17 protein-coding genes are annotated in these 21,687 nt (G+C 71.8%); 7 read left to right on the top strand and 10 right to left on the bottom strand.

Features of this window, described 5'->3' with window-relative positions:
- Positions 1 to 103: 103 nt before the first annotated feature.
- From AB0946_RS31445 to AB0946_RS31430, 4 genes are all read right to left on the bottom strand, one after another.
- Positions 104 to 1,015, bottom strand: a complete 912-nt coding sequence (locus AB0946_RS31445; RefSeq protein ID WP_366764062.1) for a carbohydrate ABC transporter permease — start codon at positions 1,013 to 1,015, stop codon at positions 104 to 106.
- Positions 1,012 to 1,866: a sugar ABC transporter permease gene (locus AB0946_RS31440; RefSeq protein ID WP_366764061.1), complete on the bottom strand. Its 855-nt coding sequence runs from the start codon at positions 1,864 to 1,866 to the stop codon at positions 1,012 to 1,014. The genes AB0946_RS31445 and AB0946_RS31440 overlap by 4 nt, the downstream gene beginning before the upstream one ends.
- A gap of 121 nt (positions 1,867 to 1,987) precedes the next feature.
- Positions 1,988 to 3,343, bottom strand: coding sequence for an ABC transporter substrate-binding protein (locus tag AB0946_RS31435; protein ID WP_366764060.1), 1,356 nt, complete (start codon positions 3,341 to 3,343; stop codon positions 1,988 to 1,990).
- Between the two features lie 57 nt (positions 3,344 to 3,400).
- Positions 3,401 to 4,906 (bottom strand): alpha-N-arabinofuranosidase, encoded by a 1,506-nt coding sequence (locus AB0946_RS31430; RefSeq protein ID WP_366764059.1) that lies wholly within the window; start codon positions 4,904 to 4,906, stop codon positions 3,401 to 3,403.
- A 249-nt stretch (positions 4,907 to 5,155) separates the two neighbouring features.
- On the opposite strand from AB0946_RS31430, the gene AB0946_RS31425 reads away from it, so the two are divergent.
- Both AB0946_RS31425 and AB0946_RS31420 read left to right on the top strand, forming a co-directional pair.
- Positions 5,156 to 6,175, top strand: a complete 1,020-nt coding sequence (locus AB0946_RS31425; RefSeq protein WP_366764058.1) for a LacI family DNA-binding transcriptional regulator — start codon at positions 5,156 to 5,158, stop codon at positions 6,173 to 6,175.
- Between the two features lie 273 nt (positions 6,176 to 6,448).
- Positions 6,449 to 7,198 (top strand): lysophospholipid acyltransferase family protein, encoded by a 750-nt coding sequence (locus AB0946_RS31420; RefSeq protein ID WP_366764057.1) that lies wholly within the window; start codon positions 6,449 to 6,451, stop codon positions 7,196 to 7,198.
- A 171-nt stretch (positions 7,199 to 7,369) separates the two neighbouring features.
- Here the strand turns inward: AB0946_RS31420 and AB0946_RS31415 are convergent, their stop codons facing one another.
- Positions 7,370 to 8,635 carry a biotin carboxylase gene (locus tag AB0946_RS31415; RefSeq protein WP_366764056.1) on the bottom strand — a complete coding sequence of 422 codons (1,266 nt, stop codon included), beginning with the start codon at positions 8,633 to 8,635 and terminating at the stop codon, positions 7,370 to 7,372.
- 16 nt (positions 8,636 to 8,651) lie between these two features.
- On the bottom strand, positions 8,652 to 9,680 hold the full coding sequence (locus AB0946_RS31410) for a hypothetical protein (RefSeq protein WP_366764055.1): 1,029 nt from the start codon (positions 9,678 to 9,680) through the stop codon (positions 8,652 to 8,654).
- A gap of 499 nt (positions 9,681 to 10,179) precedes the next feature.
- On the opposite strand from AB0946_RS31410, the gene AB0946_RS31405 reads away from it, so the two are divergent.
- Positions 10,180 to 13,896, top strand: coding sequence for a S8 family serine peptidase (locus tag AB0946_RS31405; RefSeq protein WP_366764054.1), 3,717 nt, complete (start codon positions 10,180 to 10,182; stop codon positions 13,894 to 13,896).
- Positions 13,897 to 14,082: 186 nt separating this feature from the next.
- Here AB0946_RS31405 and AB0946_RS31400 read toward each other — a convergent pair whose 3' ends face one another.
- From AB0946_RS31400 to AB0946_RS31390, 3 genes are all read right to left on the bottom strand, one after another.
- Positions 14,083 to 14,598 carry a VOC family protein gene (locus tag AB0946_RS31400; RefSeq protein ID WP_366764053.1) on the bottom strand — a complete coding sequence of 172 codons (516 nt, stop codon included), beginning with the start codon at positions 14,596 to 14,598 and terminating at the stop codon, positions 14,083 to 14,085.
- 111 nt (positions 14,599 to 14,709) lie between these two features.
- Complete coding sequence (locus AB0946_RS31395) at positions 14,710 to 15,741, bottom strand: LLM class flavin-dependent oxidoreductase (RefSeq protein ID WP_366764052.1); 1,032 nt, start codon at positions 15,739 to 15,741, stop codon at positions 14,710 to 14,712.
- Positions 15,734 to 16,048 carry a hypothetical protein gene (locus AB0946_RS31390; protein ID WP_366764051.1) on the bottom strand — a complete coding sequence of 105 codons (315 nt, stop codon included), beginning with the start codon at positions 16,046 to 16,048 and terminating at the stop codon, positions 15,734 to 15,736. The genes AB0946_RS31395 and AB0946_RS31390 overlap by 8 nt, the downstream gene beginning before the upstream one ends.
- Before the next feature lie 183 nt (positions 16,049 to 16,231).
- Here AB0946_RS31390 and AB0946_RS31385 point away from each other — a divergent pair, with 183 nt between their 5' ends.
- Positions 16,232 to 17,005 (top strand): hypothetical protein, encoded by a 774-nt coding sequence (locus tag AB0946_RS31385; RefSeq protein WP_366764050.1) that lies wholly within the window; start codon positions 16,232 to 16,234, stop codon positions 17,003 to 17,005.
- A gap of 5 nt (positions 17,006 to 17,010) precedes the next feature.
- A complete protein-coding gene (locus tag AB0946_RS31380) occupies positions 17,011 to 17,703 on the top strand; it encodes a DedA family protein (RefSeq protein WP_366764049.1) in 693 nt (230 codons plus the stop codon).
- Positions 17,704 to 18,638: 935 nt separating this feature from the next.
- Here the strand turns inward: AB0946_RS31380 and AB0946_RS31375 are convergent.
- Positions 18,639 to 19,238, bottom strand: coding sequence for a TetR/AcrR family transcriptional regulator (locus tag AB0946_RS31375; protein ID WP_366764048.1), 600 nt, complete (start codon positions 19,236 to 19,238; stop codon positions 18,639 to 18,641).
- Between the two features lie 172 nt (positions 19,239 to 19,410).
- Here AB0946_RS31375 and AB0946_RS31370 point away from each other — a divergent pair, with 172 nt between their 5' ends.
- Both AB0946_RS31370 and AB0946_RS31365 read left to right on the top strand, forming a co-directional pair.
- Positions 19,411 to 20,040, top strand: a complete 630-nt coding sequence (locus AB0946_RS31370; RefSeq protein WP_366764047.1) for an isochorismatase family cysteine hydrolase — start codon at positions 19,411 to 19,413, stop codon at positions 20,038 to 20,040.
- Positions 20,037 to 21,614 (top strand): aldehyde dehydrogenase (NADP(+)), encoded by a 1,578-nt coding sequence (locus AB0946_RS31365; protein ID WP_366764046.1) that lies wholly within the window; start codon positions 20,037 to 20,039, stop codon positions 21,612 to 21,614. Before AB0946_RS31370 ends, AB0946_RS31365 begins: the two co-directional genes overlap by 4 nt.
- Positions 21,615 to 21,687 lie beyond the last annotated feature (73 nt).

The raw sequence follows: 21,687 nt of genomic DNA, 5'->3' as shown, positions 1-21,687 counted from the left end.
TTCACTCACTCCGACCGCGTCGGCAAGCGGGGCACGGGGGCCGACGGTCCCGCGCGTCCCCGGCACCGGCAGCCCGGTACTGACCACCCGCCCCGGCGATCCGCTATCCCTTGAGGCCCGACCGGGAGACGCCCTCGATGACCCAGCGCTGTGCCACGACGTACAGCAGCAGGACGGGCACGCTGGCGATCACCGCCCCCGCCATCAGCAGGTCGTAGTGGATGCTGTTGGCGCTCTGGAAGTTGGCGAGCCCGGCGGGCAGGGTGAGCGAGTCGGGACTGAGCAGCACGTACAGCGGCCACAGGAAGTCGTTCCAGTTGGCGAGGAAGGCGAGCATGCCCAGCGTGGTGAGCGCCGGCTTGGACAGGGGCAGGATCACCTTGACGAAGATCTGCCACCGGTTGCAGCCGTCGAGTTCGGCGGCCTCCTCCAGTTCGGCCGGCACGGTGAGGAAGAACTGACGGAGGAAGAACACCCCGAACGCGCTCGCCGCGCCCGGGACGATCACCGCGGGCAGACTGTCCACCCAGGTCAGCTCGTTGACGATCAGGAAGTTCGGGATGAGCAGCACCATGGGCGGCACGAACAGCGTCGCGACGATCGACGTGAAGATCACCCGCCGGCCCCTGAACCGCAACCGCGCCAGCGCGTAGGCGGCGGGGGTGGCGGTGGCGAGCACCAGGGCGGCGTGCGCCGAGGCGGCGAGGACGCTGTTGAGGAGCCAACGCCCCACCGGGCTGTCGGTGGCGCCGAGGACGTGCCGGTAGGCCTGCACCGTGGCCGGGGAGGGGATCCACCGCGGATCCGTGGACCCCGCGGCCTCTCCGGTCTTGAAGGAGGTGACGAGCATGTACAGGAGCGGGCTCAGGTACAGCGCGGCCACGACGGCCAGTACCAGGTGGAGCAGGGACCGGCGCAGGCGCCGGGCGCCGCGCGAGGCCCTCGCGGGGGGCCGCCGCTCATCGGGGAAGGGGGCGGCGGCGGGCGGCCGCTGTCGTGTGCTCGTACCGGTCATCGCCCCTCCTGGCGTTCACGGAAGACGCGGAAGACCACGGCGCTGGCCGCCATGAGGGCCAGGGCCAGGATGAAGCTCATGGCCGAGGCCGACCCCATCTCGAAGCGTCGCAGGCCGGTCTCCGCGATGAGGTAGATGGCCGTCTTGGTCTCGTCCGCGGGCGCGCCCCCGGTGATGATGTACGACTGGCCGAACATGTTGGCCGAGGCCAGCAGCGTGGAGTTCACGACGAACAGCGCCACGGGCCGCAGGCCGGGAAGGGTGACGTACCGGAAGCGCTGCCACGCGCCCGCCCCGTCGACCCGGGCGGACTCGTACAGTTCGGCGGGGATGTCCTGGAGGCCGGCGAGGTAGATGACGGAGTTGAAGCCGAGCGTCCACCACACGGTGACCAGCACGAGGGCCCACCAGGCGGCCGGGGTGTCGGTGGTCCACTGGATGTCGTCCGGCAGGCCGAGGACCCCCAGGTAGTGGTTGACCAGGCCGATGTTGCCGTCGAGCAGGAACCGCCACAGGAGACCCACGACCGCCACGCCGAGGACGTACGGCGCGAAGTAGACGGCCCGGTAGAGGGTGCGCCCGCGGAACTTCCCGTTCATCAGCAGTGCGGTGAACAGGGGCACGACGAGCAGCAACGGCGTCGACAGCAGCGTGAAGACGCCGGTCGCGCGCATGGCCTGCCAGAAGCGGGGGCCGTCCACGCCCTGCGGATCGAACACCTCCCGGTAGTTGTCCAGGCCCACGAAGGGCTTGGCCGGCAGGTTGATGTCCCACTCGTGCAGGCTGATCCACAGGCCGTAGCCGATGGGGACGAGCACGAAGGTGAGGAAGAGCACCAGGTACGGTGCCATGAAGACATAGGGGGTCCACCACCGGTAGGACCGTGAGCCGGTCCGGACCGCGGCGCGGTCCGGGACTCGCGGTTCTTCCGTGGTGGACGGCGGTGTTGTCAGCCGTCGCACCGGACTTGCCTCACTTCGCGTACTTCCGCTTGTTCTCGGCCAGGATCTTGTTGGCGGTCTTCACGCCGTCGGCCAGGGCGTCGGCCGGCGACTGCTGGCCGAGGACGGCCTTCTGGACGGCCAGTTCCATCGCCTTGCTCTGCACGTCCCCGAGTCCGGGCAGCGCGGGCAGGAAGCGGAAGACGTCGACGTCCCGGGCGAGTGCAGTCTGCGGCAGCCGGGCCACCTCGGGTCGGGCGCGCACGCTGTTGCGGGCGGGGATCATGCCGGCCTTGGCCCACTCCGTGGACCGCTCGCTCATGTAGTCGATGAAGAACTTCGCCGCCTGGACCTTGTGCTCGTCCCGTCCCGCCTGGGACGTGAGCACGAAGTTGTGGCCGGCCGTCCACACGGCGGGCGACGAACCGATCGTGGGTATGGCGGAGATGCCCCACTTGATCTTCCCGGCCGTCGACTGCAGGTCGTTGATCTGCCAGATGCCGTCCCAGGTGAAGCTGACCTTGTCGTTCTTGAAGGCGTTGTACTGGGAGTCCTGCGCGACCTGAGCGGGGCTGTACCCCTTGCGGATCTGCTCCACCATCCAGCCGAGGGCCTGTTCACCCGCGTCCGAACCCCAGAGCGCCTGGGTGCCCTGCGCGTTGTACAGCTCGCCGCCGAACTGCCACAGCAGGCTCATGAACATCATGTGCGCGGGCCATTTGTTGGGCATCCAGAACGGGTGGGACACGCCCGCGGACCTCAGCTCCTTCAGGGCGTCCTCGTAGCCGGCGCGGTCGCCCGGCGCCGCACGCAGTCCCGCACGGGTCAGATGGCGCACGTTCCAGTAGTCGGCGAGGCAGTGCACGTCGAGCGGCACACTGTAGCGCTTGCCCTCGAAGACGCCGGCCTGCCACACGGCGGGGATGAAGTCGGACTCGCTGAGCTTCAGGGCGGACACGACGTCGTCCAGCGGCATCAGCGTGCCGCGTACGGCGAAGGTGGCGATCTGGTCGTTGTGGATGACGGCGACGTCCGGGCCCTTGCCGGCGCTGATGGCGGTCGGCAGGGCCGGGTAGAGGTCCTCCCAGCGCCGGGTGGTGTTCTTGACGGTGATGCGCCCCTCGTACCTCTTGTTGAACGAGGCCACCATCGCCTGCATGTGCGGACCGTCGCCGCCGGTGAAGCCGTTCCAGTACTCCAGGGTGACCTTGGGCCCCTTGTACTCGCCTCCGCTGAAGGCCGGCGCGTCGGCGGTCTCGCCCTGCCCGGCCCCCACCTTGGTGCCGCCGCCGCACGCGGTGAGGAGGCCGGCGGCCGTCACTCCGGCGGCGGCGCCGAGGAACGCCCTGCGCGGGACCGGGGGGAGGGGTGGGGTGGTACTGCGCATGCTCTGCTCCTTCGGATGGGTGCTTCGTCGACCGGTAGGGCGCTGTCGTGCCTGGGCTCAGACAGCGGTGAGGCGGATCATGGTCCAGCTCACGGGCGGCAGTTCCGTGCTGAGGACGCGGTCGTCGGTCTTGGTGCCCGCGACGGTCCTCGGCCTGACGCGGTCGGGGGCGGCCTCGGTGTTCGTCGCGGTCGGATCGGCGTCGTGCAGGATCACGTGCTCGGCGACCTGGTGCCGGGGGAAGGCACGGAGGTCGACGGACAGGGCCAGCCGGTCGTGGCGACCGCGGTTCACCGCGAAGAGGACCACCTCGCCGCTCTCCTCGTCGTGCGTGGCGGTCGCCCACAGGGCGGGAACGGCACCGTACTTCGCCGTGTCCACGAGCGGGGACTGCGGCTCCACCCGCAGCACGGTGCCGCGTGCGTGGCGCGCGGTGCGGGCGAAGGGGTGGAAGATGGTCTGCCGCCAGGCGGGACCTCCCGCCCGGGTCATGATGGGCGCGATGACGTTGGCGAGTTGAGCCTGGCAGGCCGCCCCCACCCGGTCGGCGTGCCGGAGCAGGGTGATGAGGAGGCTGCCCACGACCACCGCGTCGGTCACGTCGTAGACGTCCTCGATGAGCTCGGGGGCCTCCCGCCACGGCAGGGAGGACTCACCGCCGAAGCGGCTCTGGTACCAGACGTTCCACTCGTCGAAGGACAGTTTGATCTTCTTGCCGCTGCGGACGCGCGCGCCCACGTGGTCGGCGGTGGCCGTGATCGCGGAGATCATGCGGTCCATCTCCTCGCCGCTGGCCAGGAAGGAGTCGACGTCACCGTTCTCCGGCTGGTAGTAGGCGTGCAGGGAGACGAAGTCCACGAACTCGTAGGTGTGCTCGAGCACCGTGGCCTCCCAGGAGGCGAAGGTGTCGATGTAGGCGTTGGAGCTGCCGCAGGCGACCAGCTCCAGTTCCGGGTCGAACCGCTTCATGGCACGGGCCGTCTCCGCCGCCACCCGTCCGTACTCGTGAGCCGTCTTGTGGCCCATCTGCCAGGGCCCGTCCAGTTCGTTGCCCAGGCACCACAGGCGGACGCCGTGCGGCTCGGCCACCCCGTGGGAGCGGCGCAGGTCCGACAGCGCCGTACCCGCGGGATAGTTGCTGTATTCCAGCAGGTCGAGGGCCTCACGGACGCCGCGGGTGCCGAGGTTGACCGCCATCATCGGCTCCACCCCGGCCTTGCCGGCCCAGGCCATGAACTCGTTCAGGCCGAACGCGTTGCTCTCCAGGCTGCGCCAGGCCAGGTCGAGCCGCCGGGGCCGCTCGGACACGGGGCCGACCCCGTCCTCCCAGCGGTAGTTGGAGACGAAGTTGCCGCCCGGGTAGCGCACGGTGGTGACGCCGAGTTCCCGCACCAGATCGAGGACGTCGGTGCGGAAGCCGTCCTCGTCGGCGGCGGGATGCCCGGGCTCGAAGACGCCGGTGTAGACGCATCTGCCCATGTGCTCCACGAAGGAGCCGAACAGTCTGCGGTCGACGGTGCCGGTCGCGAACGCCGGGTCAAGGGTGAGACGGGCTGTGGCCATACGGGGAGCTCCTCGGTTCCGTCGGACGGCGAAGGCGGGCGCACAAGGGACACGACGCGGGCACGCCGTCTGTGACGGGATACGATTACATCGTTGAAACAGCGTCGTAAAGAGCTCGGGTCGCTCGGATTCGAAACGTGGCCGTGGCCGCGTGGGGGAAACGGTTGCGGACATGGGCGGGCCGTCTGCGAGTGTGGCCCTCGACGCGCTGGTGCAAGCGCCTTGCCCGGGCGCAGTGGAGGTGGACTGGTGGGAGCGAGTCTCAAGGACGTCGCGGCCCTGGCCGGAGTCTCGGTGAAGACCGTGTCGAACGTGGTGAACGGCTACACCTACGTCGCACCGCCGACGCGGGAGAAGGTCGAACGCGCTCTGGCGGAACTCGACTACCGCCCGAACCTGTCCGCCCGCAACCTGCGTCAGGGCCGCACCGGCGTGATCGCCCTCGCCCTGCCGGAACTCGACGCGCCGTACTTCGCGGAGCTGACGCGCTTCGTCATCGACGCGGCGTCCGAACGCGGCTGGACGGTCATCATCGAGCAGACGGACGGTCGGCCGGAACGGGAACGCCAGGTCCTCGAAGGGATCCGCGCGCAGCGCATCGACGGCCTGATCTTCAGCCCCATCGCGGTCGGGCGGGAGGAACTGGCCGACCGCGACGCCGGCACCGCCCTCGTCCTGCTCGGCGAGCGGGTCATCGACGGCCCCACCCACCACGTCGCCATCGACAACCAGCGCGCGGCGCGGGAGGTGACCGAGCACCTGCTGTCACTCGGCCACACCCGTATCGCCGCCATCGGACGGCAGACGAACCCGTCCGCGAACACCGCCCTCCTCCGGCTCGCCGGCTACAAGGAGGCCCTGCGCTCGGCCGGCCTGCCCTACGACGAGGCACTCGCCCCGCCGACGGACTCCTACCACCGGTCCGACGGTGCCGAGGCGATGGCGCGGCTGCTCGCTCTGGACGAGCCGCCGCAGGCGGTCTTCTGCTTCAACGACCTGCTGGCCCTCGGGGCCCAGCGCACCGCGCTCGCCCGCGGCCTGCGCGTACCGCAGGACGTGGCCGTCGCGGGGTTCGACGACATCGAGGACGGGCGCTACAGCACCCCGACGCTCACCACCGTCTCCCCGGACAAGGAGCAGATCGCCCGGGTCGCGGTGGAGATGCTGCAACAGCAGATCCACGGTTCGCCGCGCGGCGCCACCCGCCCCGGTCCGCGGGAGGTGACCGCGGCGCACCGGCTCCTCGTACGCGAGAGCACGACCGGCTGACGCGGGGACGCGGGCTCCGGCACGGGGGTGCCGGCACGGCCGGTGCCGCATCCGGACCCACGCCGGCACGCCGTCCGCGGTCCGCTTCGGTGAGGTGTCCCGCTGTCACCGGCGGCGGTGTTGATCGCGGCGCACACCAGCCGTAGACTGTTGCACAGTCAAGCAAATGGGTCGCACGGCGGTCCGTGTGTGCCGTGACCGGCCGCGGCGGGGAGACAGACGCGCGAGCGAGAGGCGGCCGGACCGTGCCGCAAGGAGGAAAGAGGATCCCGGGTGCCCCGCAGGACACACAGCCCCTACGGCTTCTGGTACCGACTGGCCGCGGCCATCGCGAAACCGGTGCTGTTCCTTCTCGTCAGACACCAGTGGCGCGGGAAGGAGCACATACCCGCCGAGGGCGGCTTCCTCACCGCCGTCAACCACATCTCCTACTTCGACCCGCTCACCTACGGGCACTTCCAGTACGACAGCGGCCGGCCGCCCCGCCTGCTCGCCAAGGCGTCGCTCTTCGCCATCCCCTTCGTCGGCACGGTGCTGCGCAGGACGGGCCAGATCCCGGTCCACCGCGGGACCGCGGACGCCGCGTTCGCGCTGCGGGACGCGGTGGACGCCGTCAACAGGGGGGAGTGTGTCGCGGTCTACCCCGAGGGCACCGTCACCCGCGACCCCGGGCTGTGGCCGATGACCGGCAAGACCGGTGCGGCGCGGATCGCGCTGACGACCGGAGCGCCCGTCATCCCGGTCGCCCAGTGGGGGGCCCACCGCATCGTGCCGCCGTACGCGCGCGGCGGTCGCGGCGACCGCAGGGTGCGGCTGGTCCCCCGCCAGCGGGTCCACGTGACGGCCGGGCCGCCCGTCGACCTCAGCCGGTACCGCGGCATGCCCCTCACCTCCGATGTACTGGCGGCGGCCACCGAGGACATCATGGCCGCCATCACCGCGCTCCTGGCGGAGATACGTGGCGAACAGCCGCCCGCGGAACGGCACACGCTCCGCGGGCAGGCACGCGAGGGCACCGGGTGAGGAGCCGGGAAGTGTGAGCGGGCCGCCGGGCGGACCGGCCGGGAACACCGTTCGCACCGAGGTGCACACCTCGTGGGCGCGGGTGACGACACGTGTGCGGGGTCCCGAACACGCCTCCGCACTCGGCCGCCGACGGCAGCGGGCCGCGGCCCCCGGCAGCCGGCGGGCCGGTCACGCCCGTTCGCCGGAAGGGCCCGGGTCCTCCCGCACCTCGTACATCCCCGTGCCGTCCAGGAAGCGGAGCGTGTTCAGGTCGCGCCGCAGGACGGCCTCCACGGGGTGGCTCAAGGTGAGCGTCGCCGGGTACCCCAGATCCCACGTGGTGGGCACGACGCGGTCACCGGGTTCGACCAGGAGCGTCACGTCCCGGAAGCTCTCCAGGCGCCGTACCTCCTCGAGGGCGCGGTAGCGTACCAGCCGTCCCGACACCGGGGACACGAGCGCCGCCCAGGCGAACGCGGTCCGGCGCCGGTACTCGCTCCCGGCGCGCGCCCTGAAGCGTTCCGGTCTGAGGTAGGCGTCGGCGGACCACTCCAACTGGCCCTCGCCGACCGCTTCCGCCACGTAGTAGGGCAGCCCCGAGGGCCGGGCGCCCGCTTCGACCAGCCGGGGGCCGTCCGGCGTCAGCTTGATCTCCAGATGCGCCGCGCCGTGCCGGATGCCCAGCGCGTCGAGGACCCGGCGGGCGTAGGGCACCAACTCACGGACCGGGAGGTCGTCCGGGCGGAGCAGCACCTGCGCGACGACCAGGTCCCGTACCCCGTTCGCGGTGATGCGGTCGGTGCTCCACACATCGGTGACCTGGTGGAGGCCCGCACAGCTCACGGTGTTGACGATGTACTCGGCGCCGACCAGGTATTCCTGCGCCACGACGTGGGTGTTGCGCTCGCCGAGACTGTTCACACGGTGCAGCAGCGAGCCGAGCGCGGCGGCCGACTCGTCCGGGGTGTCGCAGAAGGTCACACCGTCCCCGCCACCGGCACGCAGCGGCTTGACCACGGCGGTACCGGCGAGTGCCTCGTGCCAGGCGCGCAGTTCGTCCTCGTCGTCGGTGCGTATCTGCCGCATGGCGGGCACGCCTTGTGCCTTCAGGCGTTCGATCTGCAGGTACTTGTCGCGGCGTGCCGCGCTGAGCTCGGTGCCGTTGGTGGGCAGACCGAGTCGTTCGGACAGCGCGTCGGCGAGCTCCACACCCGACTCGCGCCCGGGCAGGACGGCGAGCGGCCGCAGCGCCGTCAGGCTGTCGGCGAGGCCGTCGAGGTCGCCGTCGTGCACCAGGGTCCGGGTGAACTTCGCCGGGTCCACCGGCGCGACCCCCGGAAGGAGTCCGGGCGTGCTCTGGACGTGTATCACCCCGGTGCCCAGGGCGGCGAACGCGTCGGTGTAACGGAAGGCCGTCCCGAACGCGTCCACGACGGCCACCTGTGGCTCGGACATCACATCTCCCCGCGCGTCAGGACGAGACGGCATGGAGGGCCTCGATCTCCCGGCGGGCCGCGAGCAGCCGGTACACCGCGTTGGTGAGCACGTTGCGCACGTCGAAGCCGGATGTGCCCGGATTCTCCTCGGCCAGGACGGTGCGCTCGCCGGACTGTGCGGCGATGTCCCTGCGGGTCGTCCCGCCCGTTCCCGCGAACGCTTCCGGGATCATTTTCCTGGTCACCCCGAGATGGACCATGCGGAAGTCCGTGAACTTGTCGAAGACGCCGAGCAGGGCGGTCGCGGACTCCCGGTCCAGCTTGAGGCGGCCGTCGAGGACCGCCTGCGTGATGTTCTCCCCCTGGGCGGACACCGCCCGCCGTTCGGCGATGAGCTCGCGGGACCACGTGGGGAAGTAGGGCATGGACTGGTCGAGGTACACCTCGTACTCCTCGGTCGGCGGGACGAGGACCAGCTCCAGCAGCTGCACGCTGGGCATGAAGGCGCCGCTGGCTCCCCGTGGCCCGCCCTGACGGCCCATGTGGTAGCGGCGGAAGGAGTTGAACTGCTCCCTGGTCAGTCTGGCGTAGCGTGCCATGCCGAGCCGGAACTCATCGAGTTTCCGGAGCGCCTCGTCCATGCCGGGCGCGAGGTCGTCCGGGGGCGGCTCCGACAGTGCCGAGCACAGCCGGTCGTAGGCCGTTCGTACGGCCGGCTCCGTGAGGTGGTGTCCCAGGTAGAAGTCGCGCTCCAGGCGTCCGAGCTCGCCTTCCGAGAACACCCGCATGTGTCCGTGTCGCTGCCACTGTTCGCTGTTGACGTCGATCAGGAGTTCGTAACTCATGTGCGGGTCCAGCGAGGTGTGCCGCGCGCACTGTGCCGTGATGGCGTCCAGCAGCGGCCGCGGGAACGCCTCCGGGCCGGCGGGCAGATAGCCGTTCAGCATGAAGAGCAGGTCGAGCTGGGTCACCCGCGCCGCGGCCAGGTCGTCGACCGGGAAGGCGCCGGCACCGGCCTCTTCCAGGATCCGGCACTGTTTGGCGGCGAGACCCGTGTAGGTCATTTCCTGCCGAGACACGGCCGACAGGTCGGACGGCAGCTCGGAGAGGACATAGTCACGGATTCTGCGGACGTGTGCAGGAAGTGTTTCGGGTGAGGGCGGTCGTGGGGGATTCTCCGAGCCGGAGAAGAGGTCTTCCTGGTTCATCGCTGCCTTCACTCGGTCGCTTTTGACGACTCGTCACACCGGCAAGTCATTGTTGGATCAAGTACATGTGACCACCTGACAGTGAGTCAAGTCGTTACAGGTGTCACACATGTCACGCGACCACCGACGGTGCGCGGCCTTGACGGCGGCCCGGTGTCACGGGTCGGCCGTCGCGGCCGGCGGGGGCTGTCGCGCGAGTCTTGACTTGTTGTTCACCAGGACTTTGAATGACGCCGCATTACTTGCTCTGTAAATTATCTGCGCTTGCTTGTGTTCTGTCCGTCCTTGTCGGACGTGACTGGGACACGCGCTCGCTGTGCGGCAGGCGAGCCCTGCTGCCCGAAGGGGAGTCTTCTTGCTCAGTTCATCCGGTCCCAGACCGGGGCCGATCACGCTCGTCGCGGCCGCCGCCCTGGCTTTCGGGGTGCTGCCGGCCACCGGGGCGGCAGCCGCACCCCGGACCGCCCCCGGCCCCGCCGACGTCGTACAGCAGCCCGATCACACGGGTGGCACCCACACCGTCACGCTGATCACCGGTGACAAGGTCACGGTCGCCGCCTCCCGCGGCCGGACCACCGTCCGCTCCTTCGAGGGGGCGGAGAAGACCGGCTCCGGTTACCACGCCGTCGTCATGGACGGTGCGACATATGTGTTTCCCACCGTCGTCCTGCCGTACGTGTCCTCGGGGCTGCTGGACAAGCAGTTGTTCAATCTGACCCGGTTGGTGCGCGACGGTTACGACGACGCGCACACCGACAGGCTGCCGCTGATCGTCCGCTACACCGACGAGGCCGCCAAGGCGCGCACCCCGGCGAAACTCGCCGGATCCACCACCGTCCGCGCGCTGGACAGCATCAACGGCGCGGCCGTCGCGGAGAACCACACCCGGGCCTCCGCGTTCTGGTCCGCGCTCACCACCGGAGCCGGCGCGTCGACCCGAACGGCGAAACCCGCCTTCGCCCAGGGCGTCGCGAAGGTGTGGCTTGACGGCAGGGTCACCGCGGACCTGGCCGACTCGACCGCTCAGATAGGAGCGCCGCGGGTCTGGGCGCAGGGGAACACCGGGGCGGGCGTGAAGGTGGCCGTCCTCGACAGCGGTGCGGATCTCGACCACCCCGACCTGGCCGGGCAGGTGGACGGGACCGCCAGCTTCGTCCCCGCCGACCAGGACATGACCGACGTGGTGGGGCACGGTACGCACGTCGCCTCGACCGTCGCGGGCACCGGCGCCGCCTCCGCCGGCAAGGAACGTGGCGTCGCGTCCGGCGCACGCCTGGAGATCGGCAAGGTGCTCAACCCCCGGGGCCAGGGGCAGGCTTCCTGGATCATCGCCGGAATGGAGTGGGCCGCCCGGGACCGGCACGCCAGGGTCGTCAGCATGAGCCTCGGCGGGTACGGCGACGGCACCGACCCGATGAGCCAGGCGGTGAACGGACTCAGCGCCGAGACCGGCGCGCTGTTCGTGATCGCGGCCGGCAACTCCGGGCCGGGCGCGCACTCGGTCAACAGCCCCGGCGCCGCCGACGCCGCGCTGACCGTCGGGGCGGTGGACGCATCCGACCACCTCGCCGACTTCTCCAGCCGCGGCCCGCGCACCGGGGACGACGGACTGAAACCGGAGATCACCGCGCCGGGTGTCGGCATCCTGGCCGCCCGCTCCCAGGACAGCGCGGAGGGCAGCGGCCTCTACACCACGATGAGCGGCACCTCGATGGCGACCCCGCATGTCGCCGGAGCCGCCGCGCTGCTGGCCGCCGCCCACCCGGACTGGTCGGGCCAGCAGCTGAAGCAGGCGCTGGTCAGCAGCGCCCGGCCCACCCCGTCCTACACGCCGTACGAGGCCGGGGCGGGACGCGTCGACGCCGGCGCCGCCACGCGCGCGGACGTCTTCGCGACCGCCAGCGCCTACGCCGGCCGCCACACCTGGCCGACCGCACCGGACGAGACCGACGTGCGGACGGTGACGTACAGCAACGTCGGTGACATCCCGGTCGACCTCGGCCTGGCGGTCGACGCCGGTACCGCCACGGACGCGTTCTCGCTGTCCGAGCGGCGCGTCACCGTGCCCGCGCACGGCACCCGGTCGGTGCGGCTCACCACGGCGGTCGGCCGCCTGCCCGCCGACCGGCCGGTCAGCGGCACGGTCCTCGCGACCGACGACACCGGAACCGTCCGGGGCCGGACGCTGATCGGTGCCTCCCGCGAGGGGGAACGCCACAACCTGACCCTCGTCGCCAAGGACCGGTCCGGCCGGCCGCTCGCCGGGGAGTCGATCCTGGTCGCGTCCGAACACCTGTGGACGTCGGCGACGTTCGACGACTCCGGCCGCGCCACCCTGCGGGTGCCGCCGGGTGTCTACAGCGGATGGATGCTGTCCACCGTCACGGGGGCCGCCGGCCCCCATGCGCTGGGTCTGGCACTGCTCGGCTTCCAGGGTGCCGAGGTGGAACAGGACCGCACCGTCACCCTCGACGGACGCCGGCTCCGGCGGGTCGGCGCGGAGGTCCCCCAGGACGCCACGGCACTCCTGTCGCGGCTGGACGTGTCCCAGACGTTCGGCGACAGCTCCGTGACGACCGTGCAGATGCCCGATGACACGTATGACAGCCTCTGGGCACTGCCGACCTCCCGGCAGCACGAGGAGGGCTTCACCTTCGGGGCGCGGTTCCGGCTGGAGGAGCCCGCCCTGACCATCGCGACCAAGACGCACACCTACCGCGACATCCTGGTCAGGCGGGGAGGCGCACCGCTGCCGGCCGGCACCCACCGGCTGACGGCGGTCTACGGCGGAACGGGTTCGGCCGACGAGCTGGCCGAGGCCGGTGTGCGCGGCAAGGCCGCGGTGGTGCGCCGCAGCGACACCCTCACACCGCAGCAGCAGGCGGAGGCCGCCGCCGCGGCGGGCGCCCGGCTGATCGTCGTCGTCAACGACGGCCTCGGTCGTCTGCTCCCCTCCCCGGAGGGGAAGCTGGAAGCCGACCCGGCTCCGCTGTCGACGGCCACGCTCGACACCGACCAGGGCGCCGCCCTCCTCGACGCCCTGCGGCAGGGCAGCGTCCGCCTGACGGTCACCTCGAACCCCACCACCGACTACGTCTACGACGTGGTGCACCACTGGACCGGGGGCGTCCCCGCGGACCCCACGTGGCGCGAGCGCCGGGGCGACCTGGCGCGCGTCGACGTCTCCTTCCGCAACTACCGGCCGGGCAAGGCGTACGAGTACCGCTCGGACGAGCAGGGCTTCGCGGGCGTCTGGGCGCCCCTCCCCGCTCCCGCCCAGGGCGAGCGGACCGACTGGCTCACCGGGGACATCCCGTGGCAGGACTACGCGGGCATCCTCGGTGAGACGTCCCAGGTGTCGCAGGATTTCACCACCTACCGCCACGGGACCACCAGCCCGGTCACCTGGTTCGGACCGGTCCAGCGGCCCCGGATGGGTCCGCTCGGGTACCAGCCGGCGCGCTACGGCGACACGATGTGGCTGCCGGTGCCGGGCTGGGGTGACTCCGGTGCCGGACACATCGGCGACTCCCACGCCAACTTCGGCGTCAAGAACCGCGTCACCCTCTACCAGGGGGACCAGGAGGTCGACTGGGGCAACGACGAGAAACTGCTGCTGTCCGGCCTGGCCCCGCAGCGGCTGCCGTACCGGCTGGTGGTCGACAACGACCGCGGCGCCTGGGCCAACCCCTACTCCCGGCACACCCTGACCGAGTGGAGGTTCACCTCGGAGGCCGCCGAGGGGGAGGCACCGCTGCCGATGATCCAGGTGGACTACGGCATCGGCACCGATCCGGCCGGCCGCGCCGGCCGGCACGCCGCGCTGACGGTGACCGTCTCGCAGCTCCCGGGCGTGCACAGCGCGGTGAACAAGCCGACCGTCGACCTCTCGTACGACGACGGGAAGACCTGGCACCGCGCCGAACCGAGCCGTGACGGCGGGGGCGGGGCCTGGCGCACCGCGTTGCGCGCCCCGAAGGACGCGCGGTTCGTGAGCCTCCGGGTCGGCGCGACGGACCACGACGGGGACAGCGTGACGCAGACGCTCACCCGGGCCTTCGGCCTGCGCTGACGCCGAGCACAAGGGGCGGGACCGCGACCGGCGGTCCCGCCCTTCGTCGTGCGTGCCCCGTCCGGGCCGCCCGCGCACGCCGGTGACGAGCGGGCCGAGCGCGGATCAGTGGCCGTGCCGAACGCCGTCAGCCGGTCCGCCGGGAGGTGCCCCGGCCCCGGCCGACGGGGGCCGGCGCGCGCGGTGTCACAGGAGGTACTCGCCGAGCGAGTGACCCATCGCCTCCGTGGTCAGCTCGATCCGCAGCCCGTTGGGGTCGGCCACGAACAGGCTGAGAGTGGGGCCCATCGGGAAGGCCGCGTACGGGATCTCACGCTCGTCGAGGCGGGCCTTCACCTCGTCGTACGTCTCCCGCGTGACCGACAGCGCGATGTGGTGGCCGCCGCCGATCGTCTCCGCGTAGTCCGGGTGCGGGTGACCCGGGAAGTCGAAGAAGGCGAGCATGTTCTCGCCGCCGACGTCGAAGAAGAAGTGGGTCGACCCGGGATAGTCCCGGTTGTCGCTCAGGTCCACCAGCGGAAAGCCCATCACGTCCCGGTGGAAGAGGATCGTCTCCTCGACGTCCCGGGCGATGTACACGGCGTGCTGGATGCCCCGTGCGGTGGTCCGCGGCCGTTCCGCCGCCGGTACGAGGTACTTGTTCCTCAGTTCCTCCTGTCGCTTCAGAAGCGCCTGCAGCTCCTCGCCTTGCGGCTGTGCCATGATCGGGTTCCTTTCTGGTGGACCGTGTGGGCATGGTGGCGACGCACCGCGGTCGCCGCGTTCGACGGCGCGGTTCACGCCCGGCTTCTTCCGGCCCGGTGCCGGACCGATTCAGCCGGCGAGCATGTCGCGGACCATGGGGATGACCTTCGAGCCGTAGAGCTCCACCGCGCGAAGGCGGGCGCTGATCGGCTGTGAGCCCGCGGTGTACAGGAGGTCGAACCTGGTGACGCCGAGCCCGCGCATGGCGCCGGCGATCTTGCGCGCGACCGTCTCGGGCGAGCCGATGTACAGGGAACCGTGCTCGATCTCGGCGTCGAACTCCCGCCGGCGCACCGGGGGCCAGCCCCGCAGCGCGCCGATCCGGTCCCGGATCTCCCGGTAGTGCGGCCAGAACACCTCCCTGGCCTCCTCGTCGGTGTCGGCGACGAAGCCGGGGGAGTGCAGACCCACCGGATGGGCGGTGGTGCCGAACTGCTCCGCCGCGCGCCGGTAGAGGTCGACGTAGGGCGCGAAGCGCTCGGCCGAACCACTGATCACGGCGAGCATCAGGGGGAGCCCGTAGTGGGCCGTCCGGACGACCGACTGCGGGGAACCGCCGACGCCGACCCACGTGGTCAGGCGTCCGGACTCGGTGGTGGGGAAGACCTCCGCGTTCTCCAGGGGGGCCCGCACGGTGCCCTTCCAGGTGACGGGCTTCTCCTCCAGCAGCCGCACGAAGAGGTCGAGCTTCTCCTCGAACAGCGTGTCGTAGTCGCTCAGGTCGAATCCGAACAATGGGAACGACTCCGTGGAGGAGCCGCGGCCGAGGATGATTTCGGCCCGGCCGCCGGACAGCGCGTCGACCGTCGCGAAGCGCTGGTACACCCGTACGGGGTCGTCCGAGCTCAGCACGGTCACCCCGGAGGAGAGACGAATGCGGCTGGTGCGGGTGGCGATGCCGGCCAGCACGGTCTCCGGCGTCGAGACCGCGTACTCGGGGCGGTGGTGTTCGCCGAGCGCGAGGACGTCCACGCCGAGGTCGTCCGCGAGCACCGCCTCCTCGACCAGTTGCCGGATCGCCCGGGCGTGGGAGACGAGGACGCCGGAGTCGTCCTCGGGCACCTCGCCGAACGTGTCCAGGCCGAACACGGGATCAGACATGGGCGGACTCCTTGCTGAGCGGTTCCCTGACGCGCGGGGCGACTTCGCGGCCCAGCAGCTCGCTCCTGCGGTCGCGGGCCCTCAGGGGAAGGTGCGTGATGGCGTACGTGAGGCCGAAGCGGCTCGGACGCGGGTCGCGGGCCACGTTGGCGATCTTGCCAGCGACGGTCTGCGGGGAACCGGCGAACAGCGCGCCGCGGTCGAGCTCCTTCTCGGAACGTTCCCGCGTGGGTTCGCAGAACCCCTGCTCCCCGGCCGGCACGGTCACGACCGGCTGCCAGTACCGCCAAAAGGCCGGGGCCGTCATGGTGTCCTCCTCGGGCAGCCTCGCTGCGGCAGACCACTCTCCACCACACCTGTTTGACTCGTCAAGTATTCGCGGCGCCGGTCACATGTCGACTCCGGTCGCCGTCGGGAAGTGTGTGTGAACTACTTGCTTGACGGATCAAATAATGTCATGGTTGCCGCGTCAAGTTAGTGAGGTGACCAAGTGGTAACCCACACCACGAAACCGCACGGCTCCACCGCCCCGGCGTCCGAGCGCCCGCAGACAGACCGTCCGCGTGCCGACCGGCAGGGGCGGGAGACCGTCACCCGCAGGACCCTGCGGCACCTGGCGACCGGGGCGGCGGCGCTCGCACTGCTCCACGCGGCCCTCCTCGGCGTCTCCTCCGCGGCCGGCACCCCGCTGGAACCCGACCGGCTGGACACGGCGCAGACCGTGGCCGTCGTCCGCCTCCTCGCTCCCTGGCCGTTGACGGCCCTGGTGCTGCTGTGGCTGGCACACCAGCGGCCGGCGGCCTACGCCCGCGCCGCTCTCGCACTGCTGTCGACCGGCGCCGCCGGGCTCGCCTGCACCAGCTGGATGCCTCTGGACCGCCTCCCGGCGCGCGAGGGCAGCCTCCTCGGCGACTACCTGGCGATGCCCGGTGCGCTGACGGGGTGGTGCCTGCTGACCGCGCTCGGGGTCGTCAGCGCCGTCTCGTCGTCCCGAGCGCGTGTCGCCGTCATGACGACCGCGCTGGGCGCCGTCGCCACGTCCGTGCTGACCACCGAACACACCGGGCTCGCCGTCACGTTCGCCGTGGGGGTGCCGCTGGTGAGCTGGCTCCTCGCGGGACGCCTCTCGCGCCTGGGCGCACGGGCCCGCGGCCCCGCGGACGCCTGGGAGCCGGAAGGCCGGGCCGAGCCGGTGCGGGGGCGCGCCGGAACCCGGAAGCGCCTACCGGGCGCGTCCTCCGCGACCCTGCGGCAGGCGGGCTGACGGCCGTGCACCTCGACCGTGTGATCGAGGCGGCCGGATGGTGGTCGTACGCCGCGGTGTTCGTCCTCACGGCCGGCGAGACCAGCGCGTTCATCGGCCTTCTGGTGCCCGGCGAGACGGCCGTCCTGCTGGCGTCGGCCGTCGCCGGCCGGGGCGAGCTGAACGGCCCCCTCCTGGCGGCCGTCGTGGTCGCGGGCGCCGTCACCGGCGACAACCTCGGCTACGCCCTCGGCCGCAGGTGTGCGCGGCGGCCCGGCCGGCGGTCCCTCAAGGCCCTCGTCGGCCACCGCGACGGACGGGCCCGGGCCTTCCTCACCCGCCACGGCGGAGCCGCGGTCTTCACGGGCAAGTTCATCGGGTTCGCGAGGACCTTCCTGCCCTACGCCGCCGGCTCGTCGGGCATGCCCTATCGGCGCTTCCTTCTCTACAGCACCACGGCGTCGCTGGTCTGGGGCACCGGAACGGTGCTGCTGGGCTTCTTCGCCGGTGCCGCCGCGACCGGACTGCTGCGCACGGCCGGCACGGTCGCCGTCGCGGCGGTGGCGGCCGTGACGGTTCCGGCACTCGCCGTCAAGGTCCTCGCACGACGCCGGCGCCACCGGCCGGTCACCAGGTCCAGGATCGTGGCGTGCGGCGGGCCGCGGCGCCCGCCGGCGCGGGGCGCGGCACGCGAGTTCACCCGTTCGCGGGAGGGATAGTCACGCCATGCGGGGCCGGGGACCGGGGCGCCACGGCCGCGCACCGGCGCGCGCTGCCGTTGCCGGTCTCGCGGGACCCCGGACCGCGTGGTGCAAACTGTGCTGGAATCCGCCCGCCGGGCAGGGCCTTTGCGCCCGTCCGCCGACGGCATGTCGGTGCTCGGGCAGCCGATGCTCGCGCCGGTCGCCGGCGGGGTGTTCGGTGCGGGTCCGGCCGAGGGCCGTACCGACCGCGTCCTGGTGAGGGTGGTGCGGGCGGTCCGACCGGCTCGTGGACGGCAGCACGCAAAGGGAACGCCATCGGTTCACGCGGCGCGCCCGGTCGGCGGGGGCGGCCGGGCCCGACGTCACGGCGGCCGTCTGCCGAAGAGGGGCCGGGCCCGCCGGGCGGCGGATCCGGCGTCGGCACCGCCTGGCACGGCCAGGGTGCAGGTGCCGATCACCGGGTACTCGTCGCGGACTCACCGGACCCGGACTTCGCGCCCCGGCCGCCGGACCCCGCGGGGCTGGTGGGGACACGGGCGGCGTCACGCCCGCCTGCGTGACCCGCGAGTACGGCGTTCCCGCCACGGTCCGCGTCGCGTGCGCGACCACCCGCTTCCCCTCGGGCACACCCCTGGCCGTCGACGGAGGCGCCGGGGCGGTCACCGTCCGCGAGCTGCCCGGGCTCGCCCCGCGCCGACGGCCTGACGACAGGAGCCGGCGGCGTGGAGGCCACGCGGCTGTCTGGCGTGTTGGAGAGCCCGATCGCTTCGGCCGGCCGGCCGGCGCGGCGGCCGGTTCCGGGCGGTCGCGGCCCGCCGCCGTCGCGGACGGGTGGCCCGCTGAGCGCAGGGGATCGCCGCACGCCCGGGTGGTGCGCCCCCGGCCCGGAACCGGGCGGCACCGTGCAGTCGTACGCCCCGGTGCCACCGCCTCCCGGCCCGTGACACGTATCAGGGGGCCGGAACCGTGTCGTGTGACGCGTGCCCCGTCAGCCGGGCGGTGACCGTCTCCAGCAGTTCGTCGGAGAACTCCTGGTCGTCGACGGCCCGGGCCATGAGCACGGCACCGACGAGGGCGCTCAGGGTGACCATCGCCTCCGCCCGGGCGTCCTCCCCGTCCTCGGCGTCGTCGTCCAGGCCGGCGATGAGGTCCAGGTAGGTGCGGACCTGCTTCTCGTACGCCTCCTTGACGTCCTGGCCGCCGCGCGCGGCGGCGGCACCGAGGGTGACCAGCGCGCAGCCGGTGGCCGGTGCGTCCCGGTGCTGCTTGGCGAGGTAGGCGTCGATCAGTCCGGCTCGCGGATCCTGCTCGTTCTTCCGCGCGGACCGCTCCATCTTCGCGGTGCCCTCCGCCAGGGCGAAGGCGACGGCCTGGGTGATCAGGTCGTCCCGGGACCGGAAGTGCTTGTAGAAACCGCCGTGCGTCAGCCCGGCCTCGTTCATGAGCTCCGCGATCCCGGGGCGGGTGACGCCCTCGGCGCGGATCTTGCGTGAGGTGATCCGCAGCACCCGTTCACGGGTCGCCGCCTTCTCCGCCTGTGAGTGGCCCATCCGACCCTGCCTTTCATGGAGCGACGCGGTGGGTCACCGCGCAACTGGATGACGTACATCATACACCTGCGCCTGTCAAAGCGGGCCGTCCGGCATCCGCGTTTGACTTTCTGGATGACGTACGTAATCTCGATTCAGGATGTTATGCATCATCCAGATCGGAGCTGAACCGATGACCCGGACCTACGACCCCCGTCGCACGGCCGTCCTGCTGGTCGACCCCTTCAACGACTTCCTCTCCGAGGGCGGCAAGATCTGGCCGCGCCTGGAACCCATGGCGCGGGAGGTGGGGCTGCTGGACCACCTGCGTTCCGTGATCGCCTCCGCCCGCGAGAACGGCGTCCGCGTCGTGTTCGTCCCGCACCGCCGCTGGGAGCCGGGCGACTACGAGACGTGGGACCACCCCAACCCCACCCAGCTCGGCATCATGGAGCGCCACAGCTTCGCCCGCGGGACCTGGGGCGGCGAGTTCCACCCCGACTTCCAGCCGCGGCCGGGCGAGCCCGTGGTCCAGGAGCACTGGGCGCAGAGCGGGTTCGCCAACACGGACCTCGACTTCCGGCTCAAGCAGCACGGCATCACCCACGTGGTGCTCGTCGGCCTGCTGGCGAACACCTGCATCGAGTCGACCGGCCGCTTCGCCATGGAACTCGGCTACCACGTGACGCTGGTGCGCGACGCCACCGCGGCGTTCCTGCCCGAGATGATGCACGCCGCGCACGAGCTGAACGGCCCCACCTACGCCCACGCCATCACCACCACCGACGAGCTCACCGCCGCACTCAAGGGAGCACACGCATGACCCTCACCGGAGACCTGCTGATCGGAGCCTCCCAGGTCCCCGCGACCGCGGGAACCATGAAGGCGCTCAACCCCGCCACCGGCGAACTCCTCGAGCCCGAGTTCGCCTTCGGCGGCGCGGCCGAGGTCGACCGCGCGGTCCGCCTGGCCGACGAGGCGTTCGACAGCTACAGCCACACCGGCCTGGCCGAGCGCGCCGCCTTCCTCGAACTCGTCGCGGACAAGCTGGAGGCGGTCAAGGACCGACTCGCCGCACGTCTCGAGCTGGAGACCGGTCTGCCGGCCGCCCAGTTCGAGGGCGAGGCCGTACGGACCGCGGGCGTCTTCCGCAAGTTCGCCGTCGTCGTCCGCAAGGGCCGCTTCCTCCAGGCGACCATCGACCCCGCGCAGCCGGACCGGCAGCCCGCACCGCGCCTCGACCACCGGTTGCAGAAGGTCGCCCTTGGCCCGGTGGTGGTCTTCGGCGCCAGCAACTTCCCGATCTCCTACTCGGTGGCGGGTGGCGACGTCGCCTCGGCACTGGCGGCCGGCTGCCCCGTCGTCGTGAAGGCCCACAACGCGCACCCCGGTGCCTCCGAGATCGAGGGCCGGGTCATCCAGGAGGCCGTCGCCGAGGCCGGACTGCACGAGGGCGTCTTCTCCCTCGTCCGCGGCGCGGGCAACGAGATCGGTGAGGCGCTGGTGGACCACCCCCTGGTCCGCGCGGTCACCTTCACCGGCTCCGAGACCGGCGGCATGGCCCTCTACCGCCGGGCCCAGCAGCGCCCCGACCCCATCCCGGTCTTCACCGAGATGACCAGCGTCAACCCGACCTTCGTCCTGCCCGCCGCCCTGGCGGCACGCGGAGCGGAGATCGGCGGCGGCCTGGTCCAGCGCGGCATGTACAACGTCGGACAGGCCTGCCTGAAGCCCGCGGTCCTCCTCGCCGTCGACGGACCCGGCTTCCGGGAACTGCGGGACGCCGCGATCGCCGAGGTGGAGAAGGTGGCCGCGCGGACCATGCTCACGCCCGGCATCCACGACGCCTACACCCGCAACGCCCGGCGCCTGACGGACGAGGGCGCCACCCGGATCGCCGCGGGAGCGGCCCCGGACGGCGCGTGGGACGGTCAGTCCCAGCTGTACGAAGTCGGCGGGGAGCGGTTCCTGGCCGAGCCGGCCCTGCGCGAGGAGGTCTTCGGCCCCGCCCTCCTGCTGGTACGGCTGACCGGTCCGGAGCAGCTGCTGGAGGCGGCCCGCGCGTTCCGCGGTCAGCTCTCGGCCACCGTGCACGCCGAGGCCGCCGACCGTGCCGAGGCCGAGCAGCTCCTGCCGGTCCTGGAGCGCCGTACGGGACGCATCGTGTTCAACGCCTTCTCGATCCCGCAGGAAGTCACGTACGCCACCACCCACGGCGGCCCGTTCCCGGCCACCTCCGACAGCCGTTTCACCTCCGTCGGCATGGGCGCGATCGAGCGGTTCATACGGCCGGTCACCTACCAGAACTTCCCCGACGGCCTTCTGCCGCAGCCGCTGCGCGAGGCGAACCCGCTGCACCTGTGGCGGGTCGTCGACGGCGAACTCACCCAGGACTGAACCGCCCCCACGGCCCCGTCCGCCACCGGACGGGGCCCGTTCCGTCCCGGACAGGGGATCGCCCCCCACCAAG

The sequence above is a fragment of the Streptomyces sp. NPDC046870 genome, from assembly GCF_040704595.1.
GTDB lineage: Bacteria > Actinomycetota > Actinomycetes > Streptomycetales > Streptomycetaceae > Streptomyces > Streptomyces argyrophylli.
This window is presented reverse-complemented; position numbering and strand designations above follow the sequence as displayed.

What these genes read in the sequence shown, in the direction of transcription:
- AB0946_RS31400 (WP_366764053.1), bottom strand. Translation starts at nt 14,598, where the DNA reads ATGGCACAGCCGCAAGGCGAGGAGCTGCAGGCGCTTCTGAAGCGACAG.
- AB0946_RS31375 (WP_366764048.1), bottom strand. Translation starts at nt 19,238, where the DNA reads ATGGGCCACTCACAGGCGGAGAAGGCGGCGACCCGTGAACGGGTGCTG.
- AB0946_RS31415 (WP_366764056.1), bottom strand. Translation starts at nt 8,635, where the DNA reads ATGTCCGAGCCACAGGTGGCCGTCGTGGACGCGTTCGGGACGGCCTTC.
- AB0946_RS31365 (WP_366764046.1), top strand. Translation starts at nt 20,037, where the DNA reads ATGACCCTCACCGGAGACCTGCTGATCGGAGCCTCCCAGGTCCCCGCG.
- AB0946_RS31440 (WP_366764061.1), bottom strand. Translation starts at nt 1,866, where the DNA reads ATGGCACCGTACCTGGTGCTCTTCCTCACCTTCGTGCTCGTCCCCATC.
- AB0946_RS31410 (WP_366764055.1), bottom strand. Translation starts at nt 9,680, where the DNA reads ATGACCTACACGGGTCTCGCCGCCAAACAGTGCCGGATCCTGGAAGAG.
- AB0946_RS31445 (WP_366764062.1), bottom strand. Translation starts at nt 1,015, where the DNA reads ATGACCGGTACGAGCACACGACAGCGGCCGCCCGCCGCCGCCCCCTTC.
- AB0946_RS31435 (WP_366764060.1), bottom strand. Translation starts at nt 3,343, where the DNA reads ATGCGCAGTACCACCCCACCCCTCCCCCCGGTCCCGCGCAGGGCGTTC.
- AB0946_RS31370 (WP_366764047.1), top strand. Translation starts at nt 19,411, where the DNA reads ATGACCCGGACCTACGACCCCCGTCGCACGGCCGTCCTGCTGGTCGAC.
- AB0946_RS31395 (WP_366764052.1), bottom strand. Translation starts at nt 15,741, where the DNA reads ATGTCTGATCCCGTGTTCGGCCTGGACACGTTCGGCGAGGTGCCCGAG.
- AB0946_RS31430 (WP_366764059.1), bottom strand. Translation starts at nt 4,906, where the DNA reads ATGGCCACAGCCCGTCTCACCCTTGACCCGGCGTTCGCGACCGGCACC.
- AB0946_RS31390 (WP_366764051.1), bottom strand. Translation starts at nt 16,048, where the DNA reads ATGACGGCCCCGGCCTTTTGGCGGTACTGGCAGCCGGTCGTGACCGTG.